This window comes from Hydrogenophaga sp., assembly GCF_025699295.1.
Classification (GTDB): Bacteria; Pseudomonadota; Gammaproteobacteria; order Burkholderiales; family Burkholderiaceae_C; genus Hydrogenophaga.
This window is the reverse complement of the sequence record NZ_JAILWB010000002.1, coordinates 1-22,762: the sequence shown is the minus strand read 5'-3', so window position 1 is coordinate 22,762 and position 22,762 is coordinate 1. Positions and strand designations below refer to the sequence as shown.

The following is a 22,762-nucleotide window of genomic DNA, read 5'->3' as shown; positions in this document are numbered from 1 at the left end:
CTCGGTGTGGACGGCCGGTCAGAGGCCCTTGGCCTTCTCGGCGCGCAGCAGCATGATCTTGGCCGCCGAGAGCACGATGAAGGTGATGACGAACAGCAGGAAGCCCAGCGCGAACAGCGTGGAGAGGTGGAAATCGGCGGCCTCGCCGAATTCATTGGCCAGCGTGGACGCGATCGAGGTGCCGGGCGAGAACAGCGAGGTCGGCATGCGGTTGGCGTTGCCGATCACGAAGGTGACCGCCATGGTCTCGCCCAGGGCGCGACCCAGGCCGAGCATGATGCCGCCGATGACACCTTTCTGCGTGTAGGGAAGCACTACCCGGCGCACCACCTCCCAGGTCGTGCAGCCCAGGCCGTAGGCCGATTCGCGCAGGATGGGCGGCACGATCTCGAACACGTCGCGCATGACCGCTGCGATGAAGGGCAGCACCATGAAAGCCAGCACGATGCCCGCAGCCAGGATGCCGAAGCCATTGGTGCTGCCACCGAACAGGAAGCCCACAAGGGGCATGCCACCCAGCATCTGCTGCACCGGCATCTGGAAATAGTCGGCAAACAACGGCGCAAAGACAAACAGGCCGAACATGCCGTAGATGATCGATGGCACCGCGGCCAGCAGCTCGACGGCTGTGCCCAGCGGGCGGCGCAGCCACACCGGGCAGGTTTCGGTCAGGAACAGGGCGATGCCGAAGGCCAGCGGCACCGCTATCAGCAGCGCGATGCTGGCGCTGGCCAGCGTGCCGACAATGGCGATCGCCGCACCGAATTCTTCGTTGATGATGTCCCACTCGACGCGCCAGATGAATTCGAAACCGAATTTCTGGAAAGTGGGCCAGGCGTTGATGAACAGGGAAACGATGATTCCCAGCAGCGCGATCAGCACCAGCAGCGAAAAGCCCTGGGTGACGCGGTGAAAGAAGATGTCCTGGATTCGTTGCCGCCGGGCGATCGACTCCATGTCGGGGTTGCCCGAGCTGACGGACACTGGTTGCGAACTCATGGTGGTGCCCAGGCTCATGTTGAATCCCATCCGGAAGTTTCCGGCCCCGTGAACCCGCGCCCGCCGACCAGAACTGACTGGCCGGCGTGCGTGGTTCGCGAAGCTGCCTGACTTACTTGGCGATCTGCGTCCAGACCTTCGAGCGGATCTGCGCCGTCAGGGTGTCGGGCAGGGGCACGTAGTCGAGTTCGGCGGCCAGGCCCTTGCCGTTCTTGAAGGCCCAGTCGAAGAACTTCAGCACCTCGGCGGACTGCGCCTTGTCGGCCGGATCCTTGTACATCAGGATGAAGGACGCGGTGCTCACAGGCCAGCTGTCGGCACCCTTGGCATTGACCATGGAGATGCCCATGCCCGGCACACTGAACCAGTCGGCGCCGGCGGCGGCGGATGCGAAGGCCTTGTCGTCCGGGCTCACATACTTGCCTTCGGCGTTCTGCAGCTGCAGGAAGTTCATGTTGTTCTTCTTGACGTAGGCGTACTCCACATAGCCCAGCGCGCCCTTGACGCGGTTCACGTTGGCGGCCACGCCCTCGTTGCCCTTGCCACCGACGGAAGACGGAGCCGGCCACTTCACGGCAGCGCCCTTGCCCACGGTGTCGGCCCACTCCTTGCTCACGGCGGTGAGGTAGTCAGTCCAGTTGAAAGTCGTGCCCGAGCCGTCAGCGCGGTGCACCACGGTGATGTTGGCGTCCGGCAGGGTCTTGCCGGGGTTCAGCGCGGCCAGCTTGGGGTCGTTCCACTTGCTGATCTTGCCCAGGAACATCTCGGCCAGCACCGGGCCCGTCACGCGCAGTTCACCGGGCTTGAAGCCGTCGAGGTTGATCACGGGCACGGTGCCACCGATGATGGCGGGGAACTGGACCATGCCGTCCTTGTCGAGGTCGGCACCGGAGACGGGTGCGTCGGAGGCACCGAAGGCCACCGTCTTGGCGCGGATCTGGCGCAGGCCACCCGAGGAACCGATGGACTGGTAGTTCAGGCCCGTGCCGGTTTCTTTCTTGTAGGCCTCGGCCCACTTGGCGTAGATCGGGAAGGGGAAGGTAGCGCCAGCGCCCGTGATGTCGGCGGCGAATGCGGAGCCCATGCCGGTGGTGGCCAGTGCGGCAGCAGCCACGGTCTTGAGGAAGATGCGTTTGGTGATCATGAAGTGACTCCTTGCGGTTGGAAAGGGAACAAGGAGAACTTTAGGCAGGCAATATGACAACGGCGTGACACAACGGACTTGTCACAGGCACCTTTTCCCTCCGACGCTCTGGAACACCGAGCCGCCATGGCCATGCGTCACAATCCGGGCTCACGCTGCGTTGTCAACCCTCCACTGCCCGCCAACCCGCCACTTCTGACGGACCCGCCCCCTTCTCCTGCATGCAAAACGGAACCCTTCTTGCCGCCGTCGACCTAGGCTCCAACAGCTTCCGCCTGGAGATTGGCCGCTATCACTCCGGGCATATTGAACGCATCGAATACCTGAAGGAAACCGTCCGTCAGGGCACCGGTCTCGACGAAGACAAGAACCTCAGCCAGGCCGCGATGGAACGCGGCTGGGAATGCCTGGCGCGCTTCGCCGAACGTCTGCACGGCTTCAAGAAGCAGCAGGTGCGCGCCGTGGCCACCCAGACGCTGCGCGAAGCGAAGAACCGGGACGAATTCCTGCGCAACGCCCAGGCCATTCTGGGTTTTTCCATCGAAGTGGTCTCGGGCTACGAAGAGGCGCGCCTGATCTACCAGGGCGTCTCGCGCCTGCTGCCACACTCGGACGAAAAGCGGCTGGTGGTGGACATCGGCGGGCGCTCCACCGAAATGATCATGGGCGAGGGCTACACGGCGCGCGCCATGGAGTCTTACCGCCTGGGCAGCGTGGCCTGGTCGACGCGCTATTTTCCACGCGGCCAGTTCACCGCGGCGGCCTTCAAGACGGCGGAAGTGGCGGCCAAGGCCGTGATCGACGAGGCGCTGGACAAGTTTCCGCCCGCCGAATGGACCATCGCCTACGGCTCCTCCGGCACCGTGGGCGCGGTGGCCGACATGCTCGGCGCCAACGGCTGGGCCACGGGCCTGGTCACCCGTTCGGGACTGGACTGGCTGACCGAGCGCCTGATCAAGGCCGGTAGCGCCGAACAGCTGCGCCTGGAAGGACTGAAGGACGACCGGCGCCCCGTGATCGGCGGCGGCCTGAGCGTGCTGCGCGCGATCTTCGACCTGTTCGGGATCGAACAGATGATTCCGGCGCAGGGCGCGCTGCGCCATGGCGCGCTGTACGACCTGATCGACCGGGACACCCACGGTGGCGACGTGCGCGAACGCACGGTGCGCTGGCTGGCCAGTCGCTTCTCGGCCGACGAGGCCCAGGGCAAACGGGTCAGTGAAGTCAGCACCGCCCTGTTCGCCCAGATTGCGGCGGTTGACGCGCAGAACGAACGCTACTCGCAGAAGCTGGCCTGGGCCGCGCGGCTGCACGAGATCGGCACGCACATTTCGCACGATCGCTCGCACCATCACGGCGCCTACATCCTCGACAACGTCGACGCACCGGGCTTCTCGCTGCCCGAACTGCACCGCATGAGCCAGCTCGTCATGGGCCAACGCGGCAAGTTGCGCAAGCTCGAAGCGGCGCTGATGGACGAGCTCTTCGCCAAGCAACTCATGGCACTGCGGCTGGCGGTGCTGCTGTGCCACGCCCGCCAGATGCCGGAGCACGAATCGGTCCGTCTCAGCTACAAGCCGCGCGCGTTCAAGCTCTCCACCAACCCCGGCTGGGCACGGCGCTATCCGCAATCGGCCTGGCTGCTCGGCGAGGAGGTCGTGGCATGGCAGAAATCGGCCTGGAAGCTCACCGCCGACATCCGCTGAAGCGGAGGGGCGCGGTCCTCGCCCTGTCATACGGCTGTCACACCAGTGTCACAACCGTATAAACGGTATATACCGTTTATAATCCTGCTCCCTTCATCATTTCCGGAGCCCGTTCATGGCCAGTCAGAGCAGCAAGACCAGTCCCAAGAAGCCCAAACTGGTGCGCGACAGCTTCACCATCCCCAAGGTCGAGTTTGCCGCGATCGACGCACTCAAGACACGCGCCATCGCGCTGGGTAGCAGCGTGAAGAAGAGCGAACTGCTGCGCGCCGGGCTGATGGTGTTGCAAGGTCTGAACGATGCCGCCTACAAGGCAGCGCTGTCGGCCGTGCCCACCCTCAAGACCGGCCGCCCCGCCACCGCCGAGAAGAAAGTGGTTCCAAAAGCCGCAGCAAAGCCCGCCGTGAAGCCAGTGACCAAGGCCAAGGCACCCGCGAAAACCGCATCGCGCAAGCCGGCCACGAAGCCGACCGCCAGCAAAGCCGCACCCGCACCGCGTGCGGCCGCCAAGCGCCCGGTGGCACGCCGCCGCCCCGCCCCGGCGAAGTCGGCCTGACCGCCCCCCGCTGCGTGCGGGGGGGTGGGGTGATTCAGATCAGCTCCGGCGTCTGGACGGTGACCACCACGGTCTGGCCCGAGCTGCCACGCTCGCGGTGGCGCAACCACCACACGGCGCCCTTCTTCACCGAACAATCCTCTTCGGTCAGGCCAAGCAGGCGGGCCACCACCCGGCCCAGCGTGGGCTGATGCCCCACCACCAGTACCGGCGAGCGGCCCAATGGCCACTGCGCCAGCTCCAGCAGGGCCAGAGGATCGCCTTCGGGCGCGAGCTCCTCGCGCAGCTTGAACTTGCGGCCCATGGCCAGCACCGTCTGCTCGCAGCGCACCGCGGGGCTGCTCCAGATGCGCGCGCCATTGGGCAACTGGCGGTCAAGCCACGCCGCCATGCGCGCGGCCTGCTTCTCGCCACGCGGCGTGAGACGACGCGCCAGATCCAGCGCGTCGCCAGGGCACCCCGCCTGCGGATCCGGGTGGTCGTGCGCTTCGGCATGCCGCCACAGGATCAGATCCATGCTGCGGCCCTCGACCATGTTCAGCCCTTGCTGCCGTAGCGGGCCATCAGGCTCGCCTGGGCCGAGTGCAGCACGGTACGCGAGCGCCCCCCGGCAACGCCACCCGCGGGCACATAGCGGCCATCGGGCTGCAGCAGCCAGGCGTCCCGGGTGTCGTGCAGACAGGCCAGCAGGCACTCGTCGATGATGCGGTGCCGCAGCGCGCTGTCCGTCACCGGCCAGGCCAGTTCGATGCGACGCAGCATGTTGCGGTTCATCCAGTCCGCGCTGGAGAGCCACAGTTCTTCCGCGTCGCCGGTGCGGAAATAGAACACCCGTGAATGTTCGAGCAGGCGACCGATGACGGAGCGGATGCGCACGTTGTCGGTGAAGCCGGGCACTTGCGCCGGCAGGATGCAGGCCCCGCGCACGATGAGGTCCACCTTCACGCCCTGCTGCGACGCCAGCGCCAGCGCGCGCGCCATGGGCTCGTCGGTGAGCGCGTTCATCTTGAGGATGATGCGCGCGTCCTGGCCGGCCTTGGCCGCTGCGCTTGCAGCCTCCACCTTGTCGAGCATGGCCCGATGCAGATGAAATGGTGCGATCAGCGCCTTGTTCAGTCTGGGCAACCGGTTCTGGCTCGCCAGGTGCAGGAAGATCTGCTCCATGTCTGCGGTGAGCGCGTCGTCGGCCGTGAGGTAGCTCAGGTCGGTGTAGAGGCGTGCGGTGCCGGGGTTGTAGTTGCCGGTGGACAGGTGCGCGTAACGCCGCAGGCCGTGGGCCTCGCGCCGGGTCACCAGCAGCATCTTGGCGTGGGTCTTGAGGCCTACCACACCGTACACCACCTGCGCACCCACCGACTCCAGCCGCTCGGCGTAGTTGATGTTGGCCTCTTCGTCGAAGCGCGCCTTGAGCTCCACCACCGCCGTCACTTCCTTGCCCCGGCGCACGGCCTCGCGCAGCAGGTTCATCAGCTCGGACTTGGCACCCGTGCGGTATATGGTCTGCTTGATGGCCAGCACGTCGGGGTCTTCCACCGCCTCGCGCAGGAAAGCCAGCACGGCGTCGAAACTCTCGTAGGGCTGGTGGATCAGCACGTCTCCCTGTTGCAGGCGCTCGAAGTACGACTGCCCGGGGTTGAGCTGCACCGGCCAGCCGGCGTTGTAGGCCTCGAACCGCAGGGCTGGCGCGTCGACCTGGTCGATCAGCTGGTTCAGGCGCACCAGGTTCACCGGACCAGGCACGCGGTAGAGCGCGCGCTCGGGCAGAGCGAACTGTTCGAGCAGGAAGTTGGACAGGTAGACCGAGCAGCCCGCCGACACCTCCAGCCGCAGCGCCTGGCCGTAGTGGCGTTGCTGCAGGCCCTTGCGCAGCGCGGTGCGCAGGTTCTTCACCTCTTCTTCGTCCACCGCAAGGTCGGAGTGGCGCGTGACGCGGAACTGCGAGAACTCGGTGACCTGGCGCCCGGGAAACAGATCGCCCAGGTGCGAGCGGATCAGGCTGGAGATGGAGACGAAGTGCGTCTGTTTCGAGCCCTTGACCGGCGGCATGCGGAAGAAGCGCGGCAGGATGCGTGGCACCTTCACGATCGCGATCTCGTTCTCGCGGCCGAAGGCGTCCCTGCCGGTCAGGCGGACGATGAAATTGAGCGACTTGTTCGCCACCTGCGGGAACGGGTGGGCGGGGTCCAGACCCACGGGCATCAACAGGGGCTGGACTTCCCTGACGAAGAAGTCCTTGACCCACCGTCGCTGCCGCGGGTTGCGCTCACCGTGCGAGATCAGCTTGACGCCCTTTTTCTCCAGCAGCGGCAGGAGTTCGTCGTTGTAGATCGCGTACTGCTGCGCCACCAGCGCGTGCACCTGATCCGACAGGCGATCATAGGTCTGGGCGGTGTAGAGGCCGCGCTGCTCGTTGGTCCGCATTGCCGTGAGGTGCGGGGCCACACGCACCTCGAAGAACTCGTCGAGGTTGCTGGAGACGATGCTCAGGTAGCGCAATCGCTCCAGCAGGGGCACGTCGGGCCGGCGCGCCCAGTCCATGACACGTTCGTTGAAGGCCAGGATGCTGTGGTCGCGATCGAGAAAGGGGGTCTTCTGGTTGTGGTTGTTGCCGCTCATGGATACCGCTGGAATCGTGGGATCCGCCCGTTGCCCGCCGCTCCCGGCCGGTGGTATGAGGCGCATCATGTGACGATTATTCAACGACGGGATGACGTTTGTGTGACAGTTTCGTACCCCCCTCCTGCGTCAAGCCCACCCCCGGCCGCAGGCGGCTCGGGCGGTTCAACACACTGAGGTAGGACACAAACAGCGTGGCTGCCCTGCCCCAGCCGAAGTGCAGCGCCCGATCACGTGCCTCGTGGCGTTTGATCTTGAGCGCGGCGTTCCAGGCTTCACGCAGATCCTCCCGCATGGCGCCACCGCCGCTGTCGCCGATCACCTGCAGCGGTCCGTCCACCGGATAGGCCGCCACCGGCACGCCACAGGCCATGGCCTCCAGCATCACCAGACCGAAGGTCTCGCTGCGGCTGGGGAACACGAACACGTCGGCCGCGGCATACACCCGCGCGAGTTCGTGGCGCGGCAACACGCCCAGCCAGTGCACATACGGGTAGCGCTGGCGCAGCGCGGACTGCATTGGCCCCACCCCGCACACGACCTTGCTGCCCGGCACATCGAGACGCAGGAAGGCTTCGATGTTCTTCTCGGGGGCGATGCGCCCCACGTACAGACTGACCGGATGGGCCAATGACCCCAATGGCGGATATGTCTCGGGCGCATCGGCCAGCGCGAACAGACGCGAATCCACGCCGTGCGTCCAGGCACGCAGGTGGCGGAAGCCGCGCGCCTTGAGCATGTCGAGCACACCCTGGGTCGGCACCATCACACCACTGCTCGGGCGGTGGAATCGGCGCAGCAGCGCATAACCCCAGGACAGCGGCACATGCAGCGCGGCGTGCAGGATCTCGGGGAACTTGGTGTGAAAGGCCGTGGTGAATCTCAGTCCGCGGCGCAGGCAATGGCCCCGTGCCGCCCAGCCCAGAGGGCCCTCTGTAGCGATGTGGATCGCATCGGGCTCGGCCGCGTCCATCAGCTGGCGCAGCCTGCGCCCGGGAAACAGCGCGAGGTTGATGCCGGCATGGCCCGGACATGGCCGGGTGCGGAACTGACCGGGCTGGATCACCACGACCTCGTGATCGTGAACCTGCAACTGGCGCACCAGCTCCGCCAGCGTGGTGACCACGCCGCTGACCTGGGGGTGCCAGGCATCGGTGACGATCAGGATCTTCATGGCCCGAAACCCTGCCTCACCCAGCCGGCACGCCGGCTTCTTCGGCCTGTACCGCCGGGTTCGCGTCGCTCATGCCGGGGCGCCATTGCACCAGTTCCAGCCGACCATCCAGGTGCTCGACGAGTGCCGTCAGGCTCTCCACCCAATCTCCATCGTTGCAGTAGAGCGTGCCATCGATGTAGCGCATCTCGGCGCGGTGGATATGACCACAGACAACGCCCTGGTAACCGCGCGAGCGTGCCTCGGCGGCCACGGCGCGCTCGAAGTCGGTGACGTAGTTCAATGCGCTCTTGACCTTGTGCTTGAGGTACTGGGAGAGCGACCAGTACGGCAGGCCCAGGCGCGCGCGCAGCGAGTTCAGGTGCCGATTCAGGCGCAGCGTGAGTTCGTAGGCGTTGTCGCCGAGGTAAGCCAACCACTTGGCGCACTGGATGACGCCGTCAAAGTGGTCGCCATGCACGATCCACAGCTGCCTGCCGTCGACCGTGGTGTGCACTGCCTCGTTGGCGACCTCGATGCCGCCGAAGTTGTGACCGTCGAACTGGCGCGCGAACTCGTCGTGGTTGCCGGGCACGAAGACCACGCGACAACCCTTGCGCGAGCGGCGCAGCAGCTTCTGCACCACGTCATTGTGTGCCTGCGGCCAGTACCACTTGCGGCGCAGTTGCCAGCCGTCAATGATGTCGCCCACCAGGTACAGCGTATGGCTCGGATGGTGCTTGAGAAAGTCCAGCAGGGGCCGAGCCTGACAGCCGGCCGTGCCCAGGTGCAGGTCGGAGATGAAGACGGCACGGTAGCGGGCCCGTTCGCCGCCATCGCCGTGGGGCTCGTCATCGCGCAGCGGCGCGGTGCCCACATCGGCCAGGGCACCGCGGAACTGGCTTTGCCAGGCCGCCAGTGCAGCCCCCTGGGGGGCCGCGCGAAGCGTGGCGGGGGGCGCCATGTCAGGCCCCCAGGAAATGTTTGCGGTAGCGCGCCGGCAGATCCGAGATGCGCATGAGCATGGGCAGGTCCGCGGCGTTGAAGTCCGGGTCCCAGGCCGGCGGGCCCAGCACCTTGGCGCCCAACCGCAGATAGCCCTTGATCAGCGCGGGCGGCTCCACGTCGAGCGTGTCGTCCAGTTGCTCGATGGGCAGCGGCAGGCGCGGGCGCACATGACAGTCGATGGGTGCCAGGTGCGTTTCCCTGACCTGCCGCCAGATGCTGGCCGCCGCGTGGCCACCGCCCACCATGCCGTGAGGGCCTTCGTGCTGCATCGGGATGCTGGCGCAGCCGATCATGGTGTCGAGCTGGTTGCGCACCATGAACTCGGCCAGGGCCCCCCAGAGCGCCATGATCACGCCGCCGTGCCGATGGTCCCGGTGCACGCAGCTGCGTCCCAGCTCCACCATGCGGTCACGCACCTGGCGCAGCCGCGTCAGATCGAATTCGGTATCGCTGTAGGTGCTGCCCACGCGTTTCGCCTGGGCGGGCGTGAGCACGCGGTAGGTGCCGATCACACGCCGGCTGACCGCGTCGCGCACCAGCAGATGCTCGCAGAAGTCATCGAACAGGTCCACGTCGTGGCCCGGCAGTGTCTGCGGCAGGCGTGCACCCATTTCAGTGGCAAAGATGTCGAACCTCAGCCTTTGCGCTTCACGTACTTCGTCCAGATGGCTCGCCCACGAGACGTCGATGCTGGCGGCAGCGCCGGGTGCGTGCGCCGCCGGGGCCACCAGCGGCGCAGGCGTGAAAACCGGTCGGGGATGAAGCGACCCCCGTGGCAGCGACACAGGCGAGAGGTCCAGCGTGGGCGTAGGCAGTTCTTTCATGGCGGGCTCCTGCGACAGTGCACCCGACCGGGGCGCGAAGTGGATTGAAGCTGTGGTCATGAACAGGCAGTGTGCGAACCCGGTGTGACCCTCGCATGGCAGCCATGTGAAGTTTGGGTGACACCGGGCCACCCGTGCAGCGGCCTGCCAGAATACGAAGCTGTGACACCCAGCCTCGCCCCCCTTCGCGCGCCGTTGCGCTGCCACCCGGCCACGCCGGGGGGGGTCGCGCTGGCCGTGTCGGCAGAGGTGCACCCGCGCGCCGAGGGCTTGCACCTGAGCTACATGCTGCGTGGCGACATTGCGGCGCTGTGCATTCCCTCACCCGCCGCGCCCGTTGCCACCGATGGACTGTGGCAGCACACCTGTTTCGAGGCCTTTGTGGCCGTTGATGGAGAAGCCGCCTACCAGGAATTCAATTTTTCGCCCTCCAGCGCCTGGGCGGCCTACCGGTTTTGCGCCGAACGTGCGCGCGACGCCGTGGCAGAAGGCCAGCGCCCCGTGCGGCTGCCGGCGCCGCAGGTCTCGGTCACATCCGAGGCGCTCACGCTCACCACGCGGGTGCCAGCCTCCGCCCTGCCGCTCAGCCCTGCGGTACTGTCCATCGGCCTGAGCGCCGTGATCGAAGAACGCAGCGGCCGCCTGAGCTACTGGGCGCTGCACCACCCGGGCACGCGCCCCGACTTCCACCATGCAGATGGCCGTACCCTGCGGATGGCCGCGCCCCTGATCTGACTCCCCTCATGCAATACGGCATCGAACGTTTCCTGCAGGACCCCTCCCTGCGCGCTCCCCTGGACGGCCGCCGCGTCGCCCTGCTCGCCCACCCCGCGTCGGTCACGCGCGACCTGACGCATTCGCTGGACGCGCTGGCCGCCCTGCCCGATGTCAGGCTCAGCGCCGCCTTCGGCCCGCAGCATGGCCTGCGCGGCGACAAGCAGGACAACATGGTCGAGTCCCCCGACTTCCACGACCCGCGCCTGGGCATCCCGGTGTTCAGCCTCTACGGCACCGTGCGGCGTCCGACCGACCCCATGATGGAAAGCTTCGACGTGCTGCTGGTCGACCTGCAGGACCTGGGCTGCCGCATCTACACCTTCATCACCACCCTGCGCTATGTGCTGGAAGCCGCCGAGCGGCACGGCAAGGCGGTCTGGGTGCTGGACCGCCCGAACCCCGCGGGTCGGCCCGTCGAGGGACTCACGCTGCGCGAAGGCTGGGAGAGCTTTGTCGGCGCGGGTGCCATGCCCATGCGCCACGGCATGACCATGGGCGAACTCGGGCACTGGTTCATCGCCACGCTCGGCCTGCAACTGGAGTACCGCGTGATCACCATGGCCGGCTGGCAACCTGAAGCCGGGCCGGGCTTTGGCTGGCCCGAAGGTCGCACCTGGGTGAACCCGAGCCCGAACGCGCCCAACCTCTCGATGGCGCGCGCCTACGCCGGCACGGTGATGCTCGAAGGCACCACGCTCAGCGAAGGCCGCGGCACGACGCGGCCGCTGGAGCTCTTTGGCGCACCGGGTATCGACGCACGCCGCCTCATCAGCGACATGCGCGCCCTCGCACCACAGTGGCTGCAGGGCTGCGTGCTGCGCGAATGCTTTTTCGAGCCCACCTTCCACAAACATGTGGGGCAGCTGTGCGCGGGCGTGCAGATCCACGTGGAAGACCCGGTGCACTACGACCATGCGGCGTTCAAGCCCTGGCGGCTGCAGGCCCTGGCCTTCCGCGCTTTGCGCCTGCAGTCACCCGACTACCCGCTGTGGCGTGACTTCGCCTATGAGTACGAGCACGACCGCCTGGCGATCGATCTCATCAACGGTGGCCCGATGCTGCGCGAGTGGGTGGACGATGTGACGGCCGCACCGCAGGTGCTGGATGCTGCGGCAGCGGCCGACGAAGCCGCATGGATCCGGGCGCGCAAGCCGCACTTGCTTTACTGAGGCGTCAGAGCCACTTCTGGAGAAAGACCGCCGAGCCCATGGCCGGATCGAGCTGGTAGCCGGCAAAGCCGATGCGCTCATACAGCCGGATCGCGCTGTGGTTGCCCGAAAGCACCTCCAGTGTGAGCTTGATGGCACCCCGCTCGAGCGCGATGCGTTCGGCCTCGCGCAGCATCTGCTCGGCAATGCCCCGGCCCCGGTGGCTGGCCAGCACCGCCACGTCATGCACGTTCACCAGCGGCTTGCAGGCGAAGGTGGAGAACCCCTCGATGCAGTTGACCAGCCCGACCGCCTGCTCGCCATCGAAGGCCAGCACGCTGTAGGCCTGCGGCCTCGCCGCCAGGCCGGACACCAGATGCGCCCTGGCGTAATCGGACAGCCCCTGGCCACCGCCCGCCGGATCGCTCGCATAGGCGTCCAGCAGCATCACCAGCGCGCTCGCGTGGTCGGGGTTCGCGTAGTCGGCCTGCAGTGTGACGATGGCGCCGCGGTCAGTGCCCCTGGTCATGCGGGCACCTGCGCCTGCACCGCCGCCACGAGCCGCTCGGCGCAGGCCTGGGCCTGCTTCACGTCGCGCGCCTCCACCATCACGCGCAACAGCGGCTCGGTGCCGCTGGCACGGATCAGGACACGGCCACTCTCGCCCAGCGCCGCCTCCACCGCGCGCGTTTCATCGGTCAGGAGGACGTTGGTCTTCCAGTCCTGGCCAGGTAGCAGGCGCACGTTGATCAGCGTCTGGGGAAACAGCGTGACATCGGCCAGCAGCCGAGCCATGCTCTTGCCGCTGTCCACGCAGGCCTGCAGCACCTGCAGGGCCGACACGAGCCCGTCGCCCGTGGTGTGCCGGTCCAGCACCAGCAGGTGGCCCGAGCCTTCACCGCCCAGGATCCAGCCGTGGCGTTCGAGCTCTTCGAGCACGTAGCGGTCACCCACCTTCGCGCGCACGAACTTCACGCCGCGTGCCTTGAGCGCCACCTCCACGGCCATGTTGGTCATCAGCGTGCCGACCACGCCCGGGACATCCTCGTCGCGCGCAATGCGGTCGGCCACGATCAGGTAGAGCAGTTCGTCGCCGTTGTACAGACGCCCGTGCGCGTCGGCCATCTGGAGGCGGTCGGCATCGCCGTCCAGTGCAATGCCATAGTCGGCGCCATGGGTCTTCACCGCGTCCAGCAGCGCCTGGGGATGCGTGGCGCCCACGCCCTGGTTGATGTTCAGACCATCGGGCGTGCAACCGATCCTGACGACCTCGGCACCGAGCTCGTGGAACACGGCTGGCGCGATCTGGTAGGCCGCGCCGTTTGCGCCATCGACCACGATCTTCAGGCCCTTGAGGCCGAGGTTGTGCGAACAGGTGCTCTTGCAGAACTCGATGTATCGCCCGGCCGCATCGTCCAGTCGGCGCGACTTGCCCAGCTGCGCGGACTCCACCCAGGCGGGCGGTTCTTCGAGCGCGGCCTCCACCGCCAGTTCCCAGTCGTCGGGCAGCTTCGCCCCCTGGGCGCTGAAGAACTTGATGCCGTTGTCGGCAAACGGGTTGTGGCTGGCCGAGATCACGACACCCAGGCTGGCGCGCTGCGCGCGCGTGAGGTAGGCCACTGCGGGCGTGGGCACCGGCCCGAGCAGCACCACGTCCACGCCCGCCGAGTTGAAGCCGGATTCGAGGGCCGATTCCAGCATGTAGCCGGAAATGCGCGTGTCCTTGCCGATCAGCACCGTCGGATGCGCCTCGGTGCGGCGCAGCACGCGCCCCACGGCGTGCGCCAGGCGCAGCACGAAGTCGGGGGTGATGGGGGCCTGGCCCACAGTGCCACGGATGCCGTCGGTGCCAAAGTACTTGCGGGCCATGTCTCTTGTTCCTCTGTCCTGTTGTGGGGTGTTCGTGCAGCCGCTCATTATCGTGGCGCGAGCCCGGCTTCAGACCCCCTGCGTGGCCTGCCAGATCTTGAGCGCATCCACGGTATCGCGCACGTCGTGCACCCGCACCACCCGGGCACCGCGCTCCACCGCAAGCACGGCTGCGGCCACACTGGCCGAGACCCGCTCGGCCGGCACCTCACGGCCGGTGACCGCACCCAGCGACGATTTTCGCGACCAGCCCGCGAGCAAACCGAAGCCCAGTGCTGCCAGCTCTGCCTGACGGGCCAGCAGGCTGAAGTTCTGCGCCACCGTCTTGCCGAACCCGATGCCCGGATCGAGCACGATGCGCTCGCGCGCCACACCCCGCTCCGTCAGCGCATGCGCGCGCTCGCCCAGGAAAGTCATCACGTCGGGCAGCACATCGCCCTCCATAGGAGCCACCTGCATGGTCTGCGGATCCCGGTGCATGTGCATCAGGCACACGCCGCAGCACGGGTGCGCGGCCACGACCTTCAGGGCGTTGCCGCGTCGAAGGGCCCAGATGTCATTCACGATGTCCACCCCCGCGTCCAGCGCGGCCTGCATCACCTCGGGCTTGTAGGTGTCGATTGAAACCGGCACGCCCAGCGTCAACGCCCCGTGCAGCACAGGCATCACGCGCGCGAGCTCCTCCATGAGCGGCACCGCCGGGCTGCCTGGCCGGGTGGACTCGCCGCCGATGTCCAGGATGTGGGCCCCCTCCCCGATCAGCTGTTCGCAATGCCGCAGCGCCGCCGTCGTGCCGGCGTGACGGCCGCCATCGGAAAACGAATCGGGCGTGACATTGACGATGCCCATGACGCGGGGACTGGACAGATCGATGTCGAAACGGGAGGTCAGCCAGCGCATGGAGTGTCCGGGAGGGGAAAACGACAACGGGGCCGAAGCCCCGTGTGTGTGAATGAACGCGTGCCGCTGGCCGGTCAGGCAGCCGTTGGAGCCGGGTCGGTGGACACCTCGGGGGTACCACCACCACCGCCGCCCCCACCCACCGAGGGATTGCGCGGTGTCCAGTCCTTGGGCGGGCGCGGGGGTTTGCCGGCCATGATGTCGTCAATCTGGTCGGCGTCGATGGTTTCCCATTCCAGAAGCGCCGTGGCCATGGCGTGCATCTTGTCGCTGTTCTGCTCGATCAGGTCGCGCGCCAGCTTGTACTGGGCATCGATGATGCGGCGCACCTCGGCATCCACCTTCTGCATGGTGGACTCGCTCATGTTGGTGGTCTTGGTCACGGAGCGGCCAAGGAACACCTCGCCCTCGTTCTCGGCGTAGACCATCGGGCCCAGCGCGTCAGTCATGCCGTAGCGCATCACCATGTCGCGCGCCAGGGTGGTGGCGCGCTCGAAGTCGTTGGACGCACCGGTGGTCATCTGGTTCATGAACACTTCCTCGGCAATGCGGCCACCGAACAGCATGCTGATCTGGTTCAGCATGTAGTCCTTGTCGTAGCTGTAGCGGTCCTGCGCGGGCAGGCTCATGGTCACGCCCAGCGCCCGACCACGCGGAATGATGGTGACCTTGTGCACCGGGTCGCACTTGGGCAGCAGCTTGCCGATCAGTGCATGACCCGATTCGTGGTACGCCGTGTTGCGGCGCTCTTCCTCGGGCATGACCATGCTCTTGCGCTCGGGGCCCATGAAGATCTTGTCCTTGGCCTTCTCGAAGTCCTGCATCTCGACCACGCGGGCATTGCGACGCGCGGCCATCAGGGCAGCTTCGTTGCACAGGTTGGCCAGGTCGGCGCCGCTCATGCCGGGCGTGCCGCGCGCGATCACGCTCGCGTTCACGTCCGTGCCCAGGGGCACCTTGCGCATGTGCACGTTCAGGATCTGCTCGCGGCCGCGGATGTCAGGCAGCGTCACATAGACCTGGCGGTCGAAGCGACCGGGGCGCAGCAGCGCCGCGTCCAGGATGTCGGGGCGGTTGGTGGCAGCGACGACGATCACGCCCAGGTTGGTCTCGAAACCGTCCATCTCGACCAGCATCTGGTTCAGGGTCTGTTCGCGCTCGTCGTTGCCGCCGCCCAGGCCCGCGCCACGCTGGCGGCCTACGGCATCGATTTCATCGATGAAGATGATGCAGGGGGCATTCTTCTTGGCGTTCTCGAACATGTCGCGCACGCGTGCCGCGCCCACACCCACAAACATTTCCACGAAATCGGAACCGGAAATGCTGAAGAACGGCACCTTGGCTTCGCCCGCAATACCTTTGGCCAGCAGCGTCTTGCCGGTGCCCGGAGGGCCAACCAGCAGCAGGCCGCGCGGGATGCGCCCGCCCAGTTTCTGGAACTTGGCCGGGTCTTTCAGGAAGTCCACGACCTCCTTCACCTCTTCCTTGGCCTCATCGCAGCCGGCGACGTCGGCGAAGGTCACGGTGTTGTTGTTCTCGTCCAGCATGCGGGCCTTGCTCTTGCCGAAGCTGAAAGCCCCGCCCTTGCCGCCACCCTGCATCTGCCGCATGAAGTAGATCCAGACGCCGATCAGCAGCAGCATCGGACCCCAGCTGACAAGCAGTGTCATCAACAGCGAACTCTCTTCGCGCGGGCGCACATCGAATTTGACATTGTTGTTGATCAGATCGCCCACCAGGCCGCGATCCAGATAGGTGGCCGTGGTGCGCACGCGCGTGTTGTCCTGGGTGATGGCGACGATCTCGGTGCCACCCTGGCCCTCCTGGATGGTCGCGCTCTTGATGCGCTGGGCCTTCACTTCGTCGAGAAACTCGGAGTAGCCGATGTAGCCCGCACCCGCGGCGGTCCGCGTGTCGAACTGCTTGAAGACGGTGAAAAGCACCATGGCGATGACCATCCACACGGCGATTTTCGAGAACCACTGGTTGTTCAAGTGCAGCTCCTGGAGACGATAGTGACTGACAAGCTCATATGTTCCCCATTCTAGGACTTTCAAGCCCTGGAGCTCCCACACATGACGAGGCCGTGTCAATGAAGGGGTTAGATATTTTTGCTGCGCCCCGGCCTCAGGCGCTCTTTTTCAGACCCTGGCCGACCAGAAAGGTTTCCGACGACTTGTCGCGTGACGCCTTGGGTTTGACCGGCTTGACCACGCGAAAGGTCCGGCGGAACAGCGCCACCATCGGGTCATAGGCACCGCCGTGGAACAGCTTGACCACCAGGGCTCCCTCAGGCCTGAGGTGATGAACGGCAAAATCCACCGCCAGTTCGACCAGATCGGTAATGCGGGCAGCATCGGTCATGCCGATGCCGGAGAGGTTGGGCGCCATGTCGGAGACCACGACGTCCACTTGCTGCACGCCGCGATCGACCAGCGCCTGCTCCAGCTCGGCGAGTACTGCAGGCTCGCGGAAGTCGCCCTGGATGAAGTGCACGCCTTCCACCGCTTCCATGGGCAGTTGGTCCAGCGCGACGATGGTGCCCTGCAACGCCCCCACGGCGGCACCCTGGGGGCTCAGGCGCCGGCGCAGGTACTGGCTCCACGCGCCAGGAGTGGAGCCCAGGTCCACCACACACTGCCCGGGCTGCACCAGGCCCAGAAGTTCATCGATTTCCTTGAGTTTGTAGGCTGCCCGCGCGCGATAGCCGTCCTTCTGCGCCAGACGCACGTACGGATCGTTGACGTGCTGGTTGAGCCAGGCCTTGTTGACCTTCTTGCTCTGGGTTTTGACTTTCATGCCCATGAGGGACGCCCGGGGTCTGTGTAAACGATAATTGTCCCATGCCCCAGATCACACTCACTCCCGCCCAGCGCAAAGTCCACCGGGCCGAGGCCCACCATCTCGACCCCGTCGTCCATGTCGGCGGCGAAGGTCTGAGTGCCGCGGTCAAGAAGGAGACCAACGCCGCTCTCAAGGCGCATGGTCTGATCAAGATCCGGGTGCTCAACGACGATCGCGTCGCCCGCGAGGCCATGCTGCAGACACTGGCTGATGAGCTCGACGCCGCGCCGATCCAGCACATCGGCAAGCTGCTGGTGCTCTGGCGCCCGATGCCCGAGAAGGAAAAAGCGGTCGACGAGGACCGCAAGCCCGGGCCGCGGGACGTGAAGGTACTCAAGTTCAGCAAGCGCGGCGGCCAACGGCCCGAAGTGAAGATGGTGCGAGTGCTGGGCAACCAGCGGCTCACACCTGGTGGCCAGGTCAAGCGCGCCAAAGTCCTCAAGAAGAGCGTCAAGAAGAGCGCGCAGTCCCAGTGAGCGCAACCCGCGGCGCGCATCGCCCGCCTTGAAACCTCCCCACAGCGCCACATCTGAGAACGCATGAACGACCGCTCTGCCCCGTCCGTCCTCAACCCCCTGCTCGAATTCGGCGATCTGCCGCTGTTTGACGCCATCACCCCGGCGTCCGTGGGCCCGGCCGTCGACGAACTGCTGCTCGCCGCGAGCGCAGCGCTGGAAGAAGTGACGGCACCCGACTTCCCGAACGACTGGTCGCGGATCTCTTGCGCACTGGACGTGCCCACCGAGCGCCTGTCGCGCGCCTGGGGTGCTGTGAGCCACCTCAACAGCGTGATCGACACGCCCGAATTGCGCGCAGCCTACAACGAGGCCTTGCCCAAGGTCACCGAATTCTGGACCCGGCTCGGCGCCGATGAGCGGCTGTACGACAAATACAAGGCCATGGATCCGGCCACGCTCAACGCCGAGCAGGTTCAGGCCCACCACAATGCCATGCGCGGCTTCGTTCTGGGTGGCGCCGCCCTGCAGGGAGAGGCGAAAGCCCGCTTCGCCTGGCTGCAGGAACGGCAGGCCGAGCTGGGGCAGAAGTTCAGCGAAAACGCGCTAGATGCCACCGACGCGTTTTCGCTTTACGCCTCCGCCGACGAGATGGCCGGCGTGCCAGACGATGTGCTGCAGGCCACGGCCGCCGCGGCGCAGGCCGAGGGCAGGGACGGACACAAGCTCACACTGAAGATGCCTTGCTATCTGCCGGTGATGCAGTTCGCCCACAGCAGCCCGTTGCGAGAAAAACTCTACCGCGCCTATGTCACACGGGCCAGCGACCAGGCCGACGGTGACGCCCGGAAGTTCGACAACACCGCCCTGATGGGCGAACTGCTCGCCCTGCGCCACGAAGAAGCCCGGCTGCTCGGCTACCGCCACTACGCCGACGTGTCGCTCGTTCCCAAGATGGCCGAGTCGCCCGAGCAGGTCGTGGCCTTTCTGCGCGACCTGGCGGCCAGGGCGCGGCCGCATGCCGAGAAAGACCTGGCAGACCTGCGCGCATTCGCCGCCAGTACCCTGGGCCTGACCGACCCGCAGGCCTGGGACTGGCCCTACGTCGGAGAGAAGCTCAAGGAAGCGCGGTATGCCTTCAGCGAGCAGGAAGTCAAGCCCTATTTCACAGTTCCGAAGGTGCTGGCCGGCCTGTTCCAGATCGTCGAAACCTTGTTCGAGGTGGCCATCCGCCGCGACCAGGCGCCCGTGTGGCACCCGGGCGTCGAGTTTTACCGCATCGAGCGCAGCGGACCCCAGGGCGCGCAACTGGTGGGCCAGTTCTACCTCGACCCGGCCGCGCGTACTGGCAAGCGCGGCGGCGCCTGGATGGACGACGTGCGCGCACGCTGGCTGCGTCCGGACACGGGCACGCTGCAAACGCCGGTGGCGCATCTGGTGTGCAACTTTGCCGAAGGCGTCAACGGCAAGCCAGCCCTGCTCACGCACGATGACGTGATCACCCTTTTCCACGAGTTCGGCCACGGCCTGCACCACATGCTCACGCAGGTGAACGAGCGCGACGTCTCCGGCATCAGTGGCGTGGAATGGGACGCGGTGGAGTTGCCCAGCCAGTTCATGGAGAACTTCTGCTGGGAGTGGGACGTGCTCAGGCACATGACGGCCCACGTCGACACCGGCGAGCCCCTGCCCCGCGCGCTGTTCGACAAGATGCTGGCCGCGAAGAATTACCAGAGCGGCCTGCAGACACTGCGCCAGGTGGAGTTCTCGCTGTTCGACATGCTGCTGCACAGCCAGCCGGAGCCTGTCACGAACGGCGTTGCGATCCTCGCGCTGCAGCAGCAGGTGCGCGACGAAGTCGCGGTGCTGCACCCCCCGGCCTACAGCCGCACGCCGCACACGTTCAGTCACATTTTTGCGGGCGGCTACTCCGCAGGTTATTACAGCTACAAGTGGGCCGAGGTGCTGTCGGCCGATGCCTATGCCGCGTTCGAGGAAGCCGCGCAGCAAAATGGCCACAGCACACTGGACGTGGCCACGGGCCGCCGCTATCGTCAGGCGATCCTGGAGGCCGGCGGTAGCCGCCCAGCCATGGAGTCGTTCAAGGCCTTCCGCGGCCGTGAACCGAGCATCGACGCCCTGCTGCGCCACCAGGGCATGTCTTGATTTGTCCCGTGGCCCGCCGATAGGAACCGTCATGAGTGCCATCCCCCGCCCCGCAACCCGCTTTCTGACCTTGGCGGCAGTGGTCAGCCTGCTCGCCCTGCCCGCGCTGGCGCAGAGCGTGTACCGCATCGTGGGCCCGGACGGGCGCGTCACCTTCTCCGACCAACCGCCACCCACAACGGCCGCGTCTCGCCCGGTTGGCAGCGCAACGACAGGCTCCGCCACGCCTGACGCCAGTGCACAACTGCCCTTCGAACTGCGGCAGGTCAGCAACCGCTTCCCGGTAACGCTGTACTCCAGTCGTGACTGCGCACCGTGCAACAGCGGTCGCAACCTGCTCAACGCACGCGGCATCCCCTACAGCGAGAAGACCGTCGATACGGTGCAGGACAGTGAAGCGCTCAAGCGCCTCAGCGGCGAGACCTCGCTGCCTTTTCTGACCATTGGCGGCCAGCATATCAAGGGCTACTCCGACACCGAATGGACGCGGTTCCTGGATGCCGCTGGCTACCCGAAGCAGTCGGCGCTGCCATCTAGCTACCGCCGTCCGGCAGCCTCGCCACTGGTGGCTGTGAGGATCGAATCAGCCGCCAGCGCGCCGGCTGCGACTCCGTCCAGCGCGCCTGCGCCGGCCGAAGTGCCCGTGGCGCCGCCCGCGCAGAATCCTGCCGGCATCCGCTTCTGAGCCCCTGGCCTCCTTGGGTTCGCGCAGGCGCGACTGGCGTTTCAGAACTCCAGTGTCTTCAAGCCGCCCGGCGTGCCCAGCAGGCAGACGCTCGCCTTCTGGTGCGCGAACACGCCCACCGTGACAACACCCGGCCACTGGTTCACCTGACTCTCGAAGACCAGTGGGTCGGCAATCTGCAGGCCAGTGACGTCCAGGATGTGCTGGCCGTTGTCGGTCACCAGCGGTGCCCCATCTTTCTGACGCACCTGCGCCAGACCGCCCATCTGTGCAAACTGGCGCGCGATCCGGGCCGTGGCCATGGGAATCACCTCCACGGGCAATGGGAACGCGCCCAGCACCTTGACCAGCTTGGATTCGTCGGCAATGCAGACAAAGCGACGCGACTGCGCCGCCACGATCTTCTCGCGCGTGAGCGCCGCGCCCCCCCCCTTGATCATGTGGCCCAGGGCATCGATTTCATCGGCGCCGTCGATGTATACGGACAGCTCGCCGACGGCATTGGCCTCGAAGACTGGAATGCCCAGCGCCTTCAGGCGCGCAGTGGAGGCTTCCGAGCTTGACACGGCCCCCGGGATCTGGTCCTTGATGCCCGCCAGCGCCTCGATGAACTTGTTCACGGTCGAGCCAGTGCCCACGCCGACGATGTCGCCTGGCGTCACGTAGTGCAGGGCCGCCTGGCCCACCAGGGCTTTGAGTTCGTCTTGGGTCATTTGAGACAATCGATAAAACAACAAGCTGGATTATCCAATGTCGCTACTCCCCTACGCTGTCACACGCCCCTTCCTGTTCGGCCTCGACCCCGAGGCCGCCCATGAGCTCACCCTGAAATCCATCGCACGGCTTCAGCATTCGCCGCTGACCTGCCTCTATGGCGAACCGCGTGTGCACGATCCTTACACGCTGGCCGGCTTGCAGTTTCCAAACCGAGTAGGCCTGGCAGCAGGGCTGGACAAGAACGCCCGCTGCATCGACGGTCTGGCCGCGATGGGTTTCGGTTTCGTCGAGGTGGGCACCGTCACACCCAAGGCGCAAGCCGGCAACCCGAAACCGCGCATGTTCCGGCTGCCCAAGGCGAACGCCCTGATCAACCGCCTGGGCTTCAACAACGACGGGCTGGATACCTTCGTCGCGAACGTCCAGCGCGCGCGATTTCGCAGCCAGGGCGGCGCCAGTCCCATGCTCCTGGGATTGAACATCGGCAAGAACGCGAGCACACCCATGGAGCGCGCCACCGAGGACTACCTGACCTGTCTGGACGGTGTCTACCCGCACGCCGACTACGTCACCGTCAACATCTCCAGCCCGAACACGCAGAATCTGCGCAGCCTGCAGAGCGACGATGCACTGGACGCCCTGCTGGGTGCGGTGGCCGAGCGCCGCGAGCTGCTGGCGCAACGCCACGGGCGGCGCATTCCGGTCTTCGTGAAGATCGCGCCCGACCTGGACGACACGCAGATCGAAGTCATCGCCACCACCCTCATGCGCTATGGTGCGGACGGCGGTGGCCAGGCAACCGGTGCGATGGGAGTGATAGCGACCAACACCACGCTCAGCCGCACGGCGGTGGAAGGTCTGCCACACGCCCAGGAAGCGGGAGGGCTGTCAGGAGCACCTGTGCTGCAGGCCAGCAACCGGGTGATCCGCCAGTTGCGCGCCTGCCTGGGCAAGAGTTTCCCCATCATTGGTGTCGGTGGCGTGCTCAGCGCGGACGATGCGGTGAGCAAGATCCAGTCTGGCGCGAACGTTGTGCAGATCTATACCGGACTGATCTACCACGGGCCCTCTCTGGTATGGGCATCTGCGCGCGCGATCCAGGCTCACGCTGAGGGCTGATCACACGAGCGCCGCCACGCGTTGCGCTATCGCCAGGCAACTGGTCAGACCGGGGGACTCGATCCCGAACAGGTTG

General features: G+C 66.3%; 21 protein-coding genes. 8 read left to right on the top strand and 13 right to left on the bottom strand.

Annotation, left to right across the window (positions count from 1 at the left end; all coding sequences use genetic code 11):
- Nucleotides 1-18 precede the first annotated feature (18 nt).
- Nucleotides 19-1,029, bottom strand: coding sequence for a phosphate ABC transporter permease subunit PstC (gene pstC, locus K5880_RS01705; RefSeq protein ID WP_297647883.1), 1,011 nt, complete (start codon nt 1,027-1,029; stop codon nt 19-21).
- An 82-nt stretch (nt 1,030-1,111) separates the two neighbouring features.
- Entirely contained in the window at nt 1,112-2,143 is a 1,032-nt protein-coding gene (gene pstS, locus K5880_RS01700) for a phosphate ABC transporter substrate-binding protein PstS (RefSeq protein WP_297647880.1), read from the bottom strand.
- 221 nt (nt 2,144-2,364) lie between these two features.
- On the opposite strand from pstS, the gene ppx reads away from it, so the two are divergent.
- Together ppx and K5880_RS01690 are read left to right on the top strand one after the other, a co-directional pair.
- Nucleotides 2,365-3,849, top strand: a complete 1,485-nt coding sequence (gene ppx / locus K5880_RS01695) for an exopolyphosphatase (protein WP_297647877.1) — start codon at nt 2,365-2,367, stop codon at nt 3,847-3,849.
- Nucleotides 3,850-3,964: 115 nt separating this feature from the next.
- Complete coding sequence (locus K5880_RS01690; protein ID WP_297647874.1) at nt 3,965-4,405, top strand: hypothetical protein; 441 nt, start codon at nt 3,965-3,967, stop codon at nt 4,403-4,405.
- 34 nt (nt 4,406-4,439) lie between these two features.
- Here the strand turns inward: K5880_RS01690 and K5880_RS01685 are convergent, their stop codons facing one another.
- The 5 genes from K5880_RS01685 to K5880_RS01665 all read right to left on the bottom strand — a co-directional run bounded on the left by K5880_RS01685 (nt 4,440) and on the right by K5880_RS01665 (nt 10,006).
- Nucleotides 4,440-4,922, bottom strand: a complete 483-nt coding sequence (locus K5880_RS01685; RefSeq protein ID WP_297647871.1) for a histidine phosphatase family protein — start codon at nt 4,920-4,922, stop codon at nt 4,440-4,442.
- A gap of 20 nt (nt 4,923-4,942) precedes the next feature.
- Nucleotides 4,943-7,021 (bottom strand): polyphosphate kinase 1, encoded by a 2,079-nt coding sequence (gene ppk1 / locus K5880_RS01680; RefSeq protein ID WP_297647868.1) that lies wholly within the window; start codon nt 7,019-7,021, stop codon nt 4,943-4,945.
- 76 nt (nt 7,022-7,097) lie between these two features.
- On the bottom strand, nt 7,098-8,195 hold the full coding sequence (locus tag K5880_RS01675) for a glycosyltransferase family 1 protein (protein ID WP_297647865.1): 1,098 nt from the start codon (nt 8,193-8,195) through the stop codon (nt 7,098-7,100).
- Nucleotides 8,196-8,211: 16 nt separating this feature from the next.
- A complete protein-coding gene (locus K5880_RS01670; protein ID WP_297647862.1) occupies nt 8,212-9,138 on the bottom strand; it encodes a UDP-2,3-diacylglucosamine diphosphatase in 927 nt (308 codons plus the stop codon).
- 1 nt (nt 9,139) lies between these two features.
- The gene (locus tag K5880_RS01665; protein WP_297647859.1) at nt 9,140-10,006 is read right to left on the bottom strand and encodes a GNAT family N-acyltransferase; all 867 of its coding nucleotides are present in this window, start codon (nt 10,004-10,006) and stop codon (nt 9,140-9,142) included.
- 162 nt (nt 10,007-10,168) lie between these two features.
- On the opposite strand from K5880_RS01665, the gene K5880_RS01660 reads away from it, so the two are divergent.
- Nucleotides 10,169-10,741 (top strand): DOMON-like domain-containing protein, encoded by a 573-nt coding sequence (locus K5880_RS01660; RefSeq protein WP_297647857.1) that lies wholly within the window; start codon nt 10,169-10,171, stop codon nt 10,739-10,741.
- 8 nt (nt 10,742-10,749) lie between these two features.
- A complete protein-coding gene (locus K5880_RS01655; RefSeq protein WP_297647854.1) occupies nt 10,750-11,952 on the top strand; it encodes a DUF1343 domain-containing protein in 1,203 nt (400 codons plus the stop codon).
- Nucleotides 11,953-11,956: 4 nt separating this feature from the next.
- Here the strand turns inward: K5880_RS01655 and K5880_RS01650 are convergent, their stop codons facing one another.
- The 5 genes from K5880_RS01650 to K5880_RS01630 form a co-directional block, all read right to left on the bottom strand.
- On the bottom strand, nt 11,957-12,460 hold the full coding sequence (locus tag K5880_RS01650; protein WP_297647851.1) for a GNAT family N-acetyltransferase: 504 nt from the start codon (nt 12,458-12,460) through the stop codon (nt 11,957-11,959).
- Nucleotides 12,457-13,800: a phosphoglucosamine mutase gene (glmM, locus tag K5880_RS01645; protein ID WP_297647848.1), complete on the bottom strand. Its 1,344-nt coding sequence runs from the start codon at nt 13,798-13,800 to the stop codon at nt 12,457-12,459. The genes K5880_RS01650 and glmM overlap by 4 nt, the downstream gene beginning before the upstream one ends.
- Before the next feature lie 69 nt (nt 13,801-13,869).
- Nucleotides 13,870-14,700 carry a dihydropteroate synthase gene (gene folP / locus K5880_RS01640; RefSeq protein WP_297647845.1) on the bottom strand — a complete coding sequence of 277 codons (831 nt, stop codon included), beginning with the start codon at nt 14,698-14,700 and terminating at the stop codon, nt 13,870-13,872.
- Between the two features lie 74 nt (nt 14,701-14,774).
- The gene (gene ftsH, locus K5880_RS01635; RefSeq protein ID WP_297647842.1) at nt 14,775-16,694 is read right to left on the bottom strand and encodes an ATP-dependent zinc metalloprotease FtsH; all 1,920 of its coding nucleotides are present in this window, start codon (nt 16,692-16,694) and stop codon (nt 14,775-14,777) included.
- A 133-nt stretch (nt 16,695-16,827) separates the two neighbouring features.
- The gene (locus K5880_RS01630) at nt 16,828-17,499 is read right to left on the bottom strand and encodes an RlmE family RNA methyltransferase (protein WP_297647839.1); all 672 of its coding nucleotides are present in this window, start codon (nt 17,497-17,499) and stop codon (nt 16,828-16,830) included.
- Nucleotides 17,500-17,543: 44 nt separating this feature from the next.
- Here K5880_RS01630 and K5880_RS01625 point away from each other — a divergent pair, with 44 nt between their 5' ends.
- From K5880_RS01625 to K5880_RS01615, 3 genes are all read left to right on the top strand, one after another.
- Nucleotides 17,544-18,020: a YhbY family RNA-binding protein gene (locus K5880_RS01625; RefSeq protein ID WP_297647837.1), complete on the top strand. Its 477-nt coding sequence runs from the start codon at nt 17,544-17,546 to the stop codon at nt 18,018-18,020.
- A 63-nt stretch (nt 18,021-18,083) separates the two neighbouring features.
- Nucleotides 18,084-20,165, top strand: a complete 2,082-nt coding sequence (locus tag K5880_RS01620; protein ID WP_297647834.1) for a M3 family metallopeptidase — start codon at nt 18,084-18,086, stop codon at nt 20,163-20,165.
- A 31-nt stretch (nt 20,166-20,196) separates the two neighbouring features.
- A complete protein-coding gene (locus tag K5880_RS01615) occupies nt 20,197-20,850 on the top strand; it encodes a glutaredoxin family protein (RefSeq protein WP_297647831.1) in 654 nt (217 codons plus the stop codon).
- Between the two features lie 41 nt (nt 20,851-20,891).
- Here the strand turns inward: K5880_RS01615 and rpiA are convergent, their stop codons facing one another.
- A complete protein-coding gene (rpiA, locus tag K5880_RS01610) occupies nt 20,892-21,563 on the bottom strand; it encodes a ribose-5-phosphate isomerase RpiA (protein WP_281685680.1) in 672 nt (223 codons plus the stop codon).
- A 37-nt stretch (nt 21,564-21,600) separates the two neighbouring features.
- Here rpiA and K5880_RS01605 point away from each other — a divergent pair, with 37 nt between their 5' ends.
- On the top strand, nt 21,601-22,686 hold the full coding sequence (locus tag K5880_RS01605; protein WP_297647825.1) for a quinone-dependent dihydroorotate dehydrogenase: 1,086 nt from the start codon (nt 21,601-21,603) through the stop codon (nt 22,684-22,686).
- Nucleotides 22,687-22,762: the final 76 nt, after the last annotated feature.

Coding starts and splice junctions, on each gene's coding strand:
- pstC (WP_297647883.1), bottom strand. CDS start 1,029: ATGGGATTCAACATGAGCCTGGGCACCACCATGAGTTCGCAACCAGTG.
- pstS (WP_297647880.1), bottom strand. CDS start 2,143: ATGATCACCAAACGCATCTTCCTCAAGACCGTGGCTGCTGCCGCACTG.
- ppx (WP_297647877.1), top strand. CDS start 2,365: ATGCAAAACGGAACCCTTCTTGCCGCCGTCGACCTAGGCTCCAACAGC.
- K5880_RS01690 (WP_297647874.1), top strand. CDS start 3,965: ATGGCCAGTCAGAGCAGCAAGACCAGTCCCAAGAAGCCCAAACTGGTG.
- K5880_RS01685 (WP_297647871.1), bottom strand. CDS start 4,922: ATGGATCTGATCCTGTGGCGGCATGCCGAAGCGCACGACCACCCGGAT.
- ppk1 (WP_297647868.1), bottom strand. CDS start 7,021: ATGAGCGGCAACAACCACAACCAGAAGACCCCCTTTCTCGATCGCGAC.
- K5880_RS01675 (WP_297647865.1), bottom strand. CDS start 8,195: ATGAAGATCCTGATCGTCACCGATGCCTGGCACCCCCAGGTCAGCGGC.
- K5880_RS01670 (WP_297647862.1), bottom strand. CDS start 9,138: ATGGCGCCCCCCGCCACGCTTCGCGCGGCCCCCCAGGGGGCTGCACTG.
- K5880_RS01665 (WP_297647859.1), bottom strand. CDS start 10,006: ATGAAAGAACTGCCTACGCCCACGCTGGACCTCTCGCCTGTGTCGCTG.
- K5880_RS01655 (WP_297647854.1), top strand. CDS start 10,750: ATGCAATACGGCATCGAACGTTTCCTGCAGGACCCCTCCCTGCGCGCT.
- K5880_RS01650 (WP_297647851.1), bottom strand. CDS start 12,460: ATGACCAGGGGCACTGACCGCGGCGCCATCGTCACACTGCAGGCCGAC.
- glmM (WP_297647848.1), bottom strand. CDS start 13,800: ATGGCCCGCAAGTACTTTGGCACCGACGGCATCCGTGGCACTGTGGGC.
- folP (WP_297647845.1), bottom strand. CDS start 14,700: ATGCGCTGGCTGACCTCCCGTTTCGACATCGATCTGTCCAGTCCCCGC.
- K5880_RS01630 (WP_297647839.1), bottom strand. CDS start 17,499: ATGAAAGTCAAAACCCAGAGCAAGAAGGTCAACAAGGCCTGGCTCAAC.
- K5880_RS01625 (WP_297647837.1), top strand. CDS start 17,544: ATGCCCCAGATCACACTCACTCCCGCCCAGCGCAAAGTCCACCGGGCC.
- K5880_RS01620 (WP_297647834.1), top strand. CDS start 18,084: ATGAACGACCGCTCTGCCCCGTCCGTCCTCAACCCCCTGCTCGAATTC.
- K5880_RS01615 (WP_297647831.1), top strand. CDS start 20,197: ATGAGTGCCATCCCCCGCCCCGCAACCCGCTTTCTGACCTTGGCGGCA.
- rpiA (WP_281685680.1), bottom strand. CDS start 21,563: ATGACCCAAGACGAACTCAAAGCCCTGGTGGGCCAGGCGGCCCTGCAC.
- K5880_RS01605 (WP_297647825.1), top strand. CDS start 21,601: ATGTCGCTACTCCCCTACGCTGTCACACGCCCCTTCCTGTTCGGCCTC.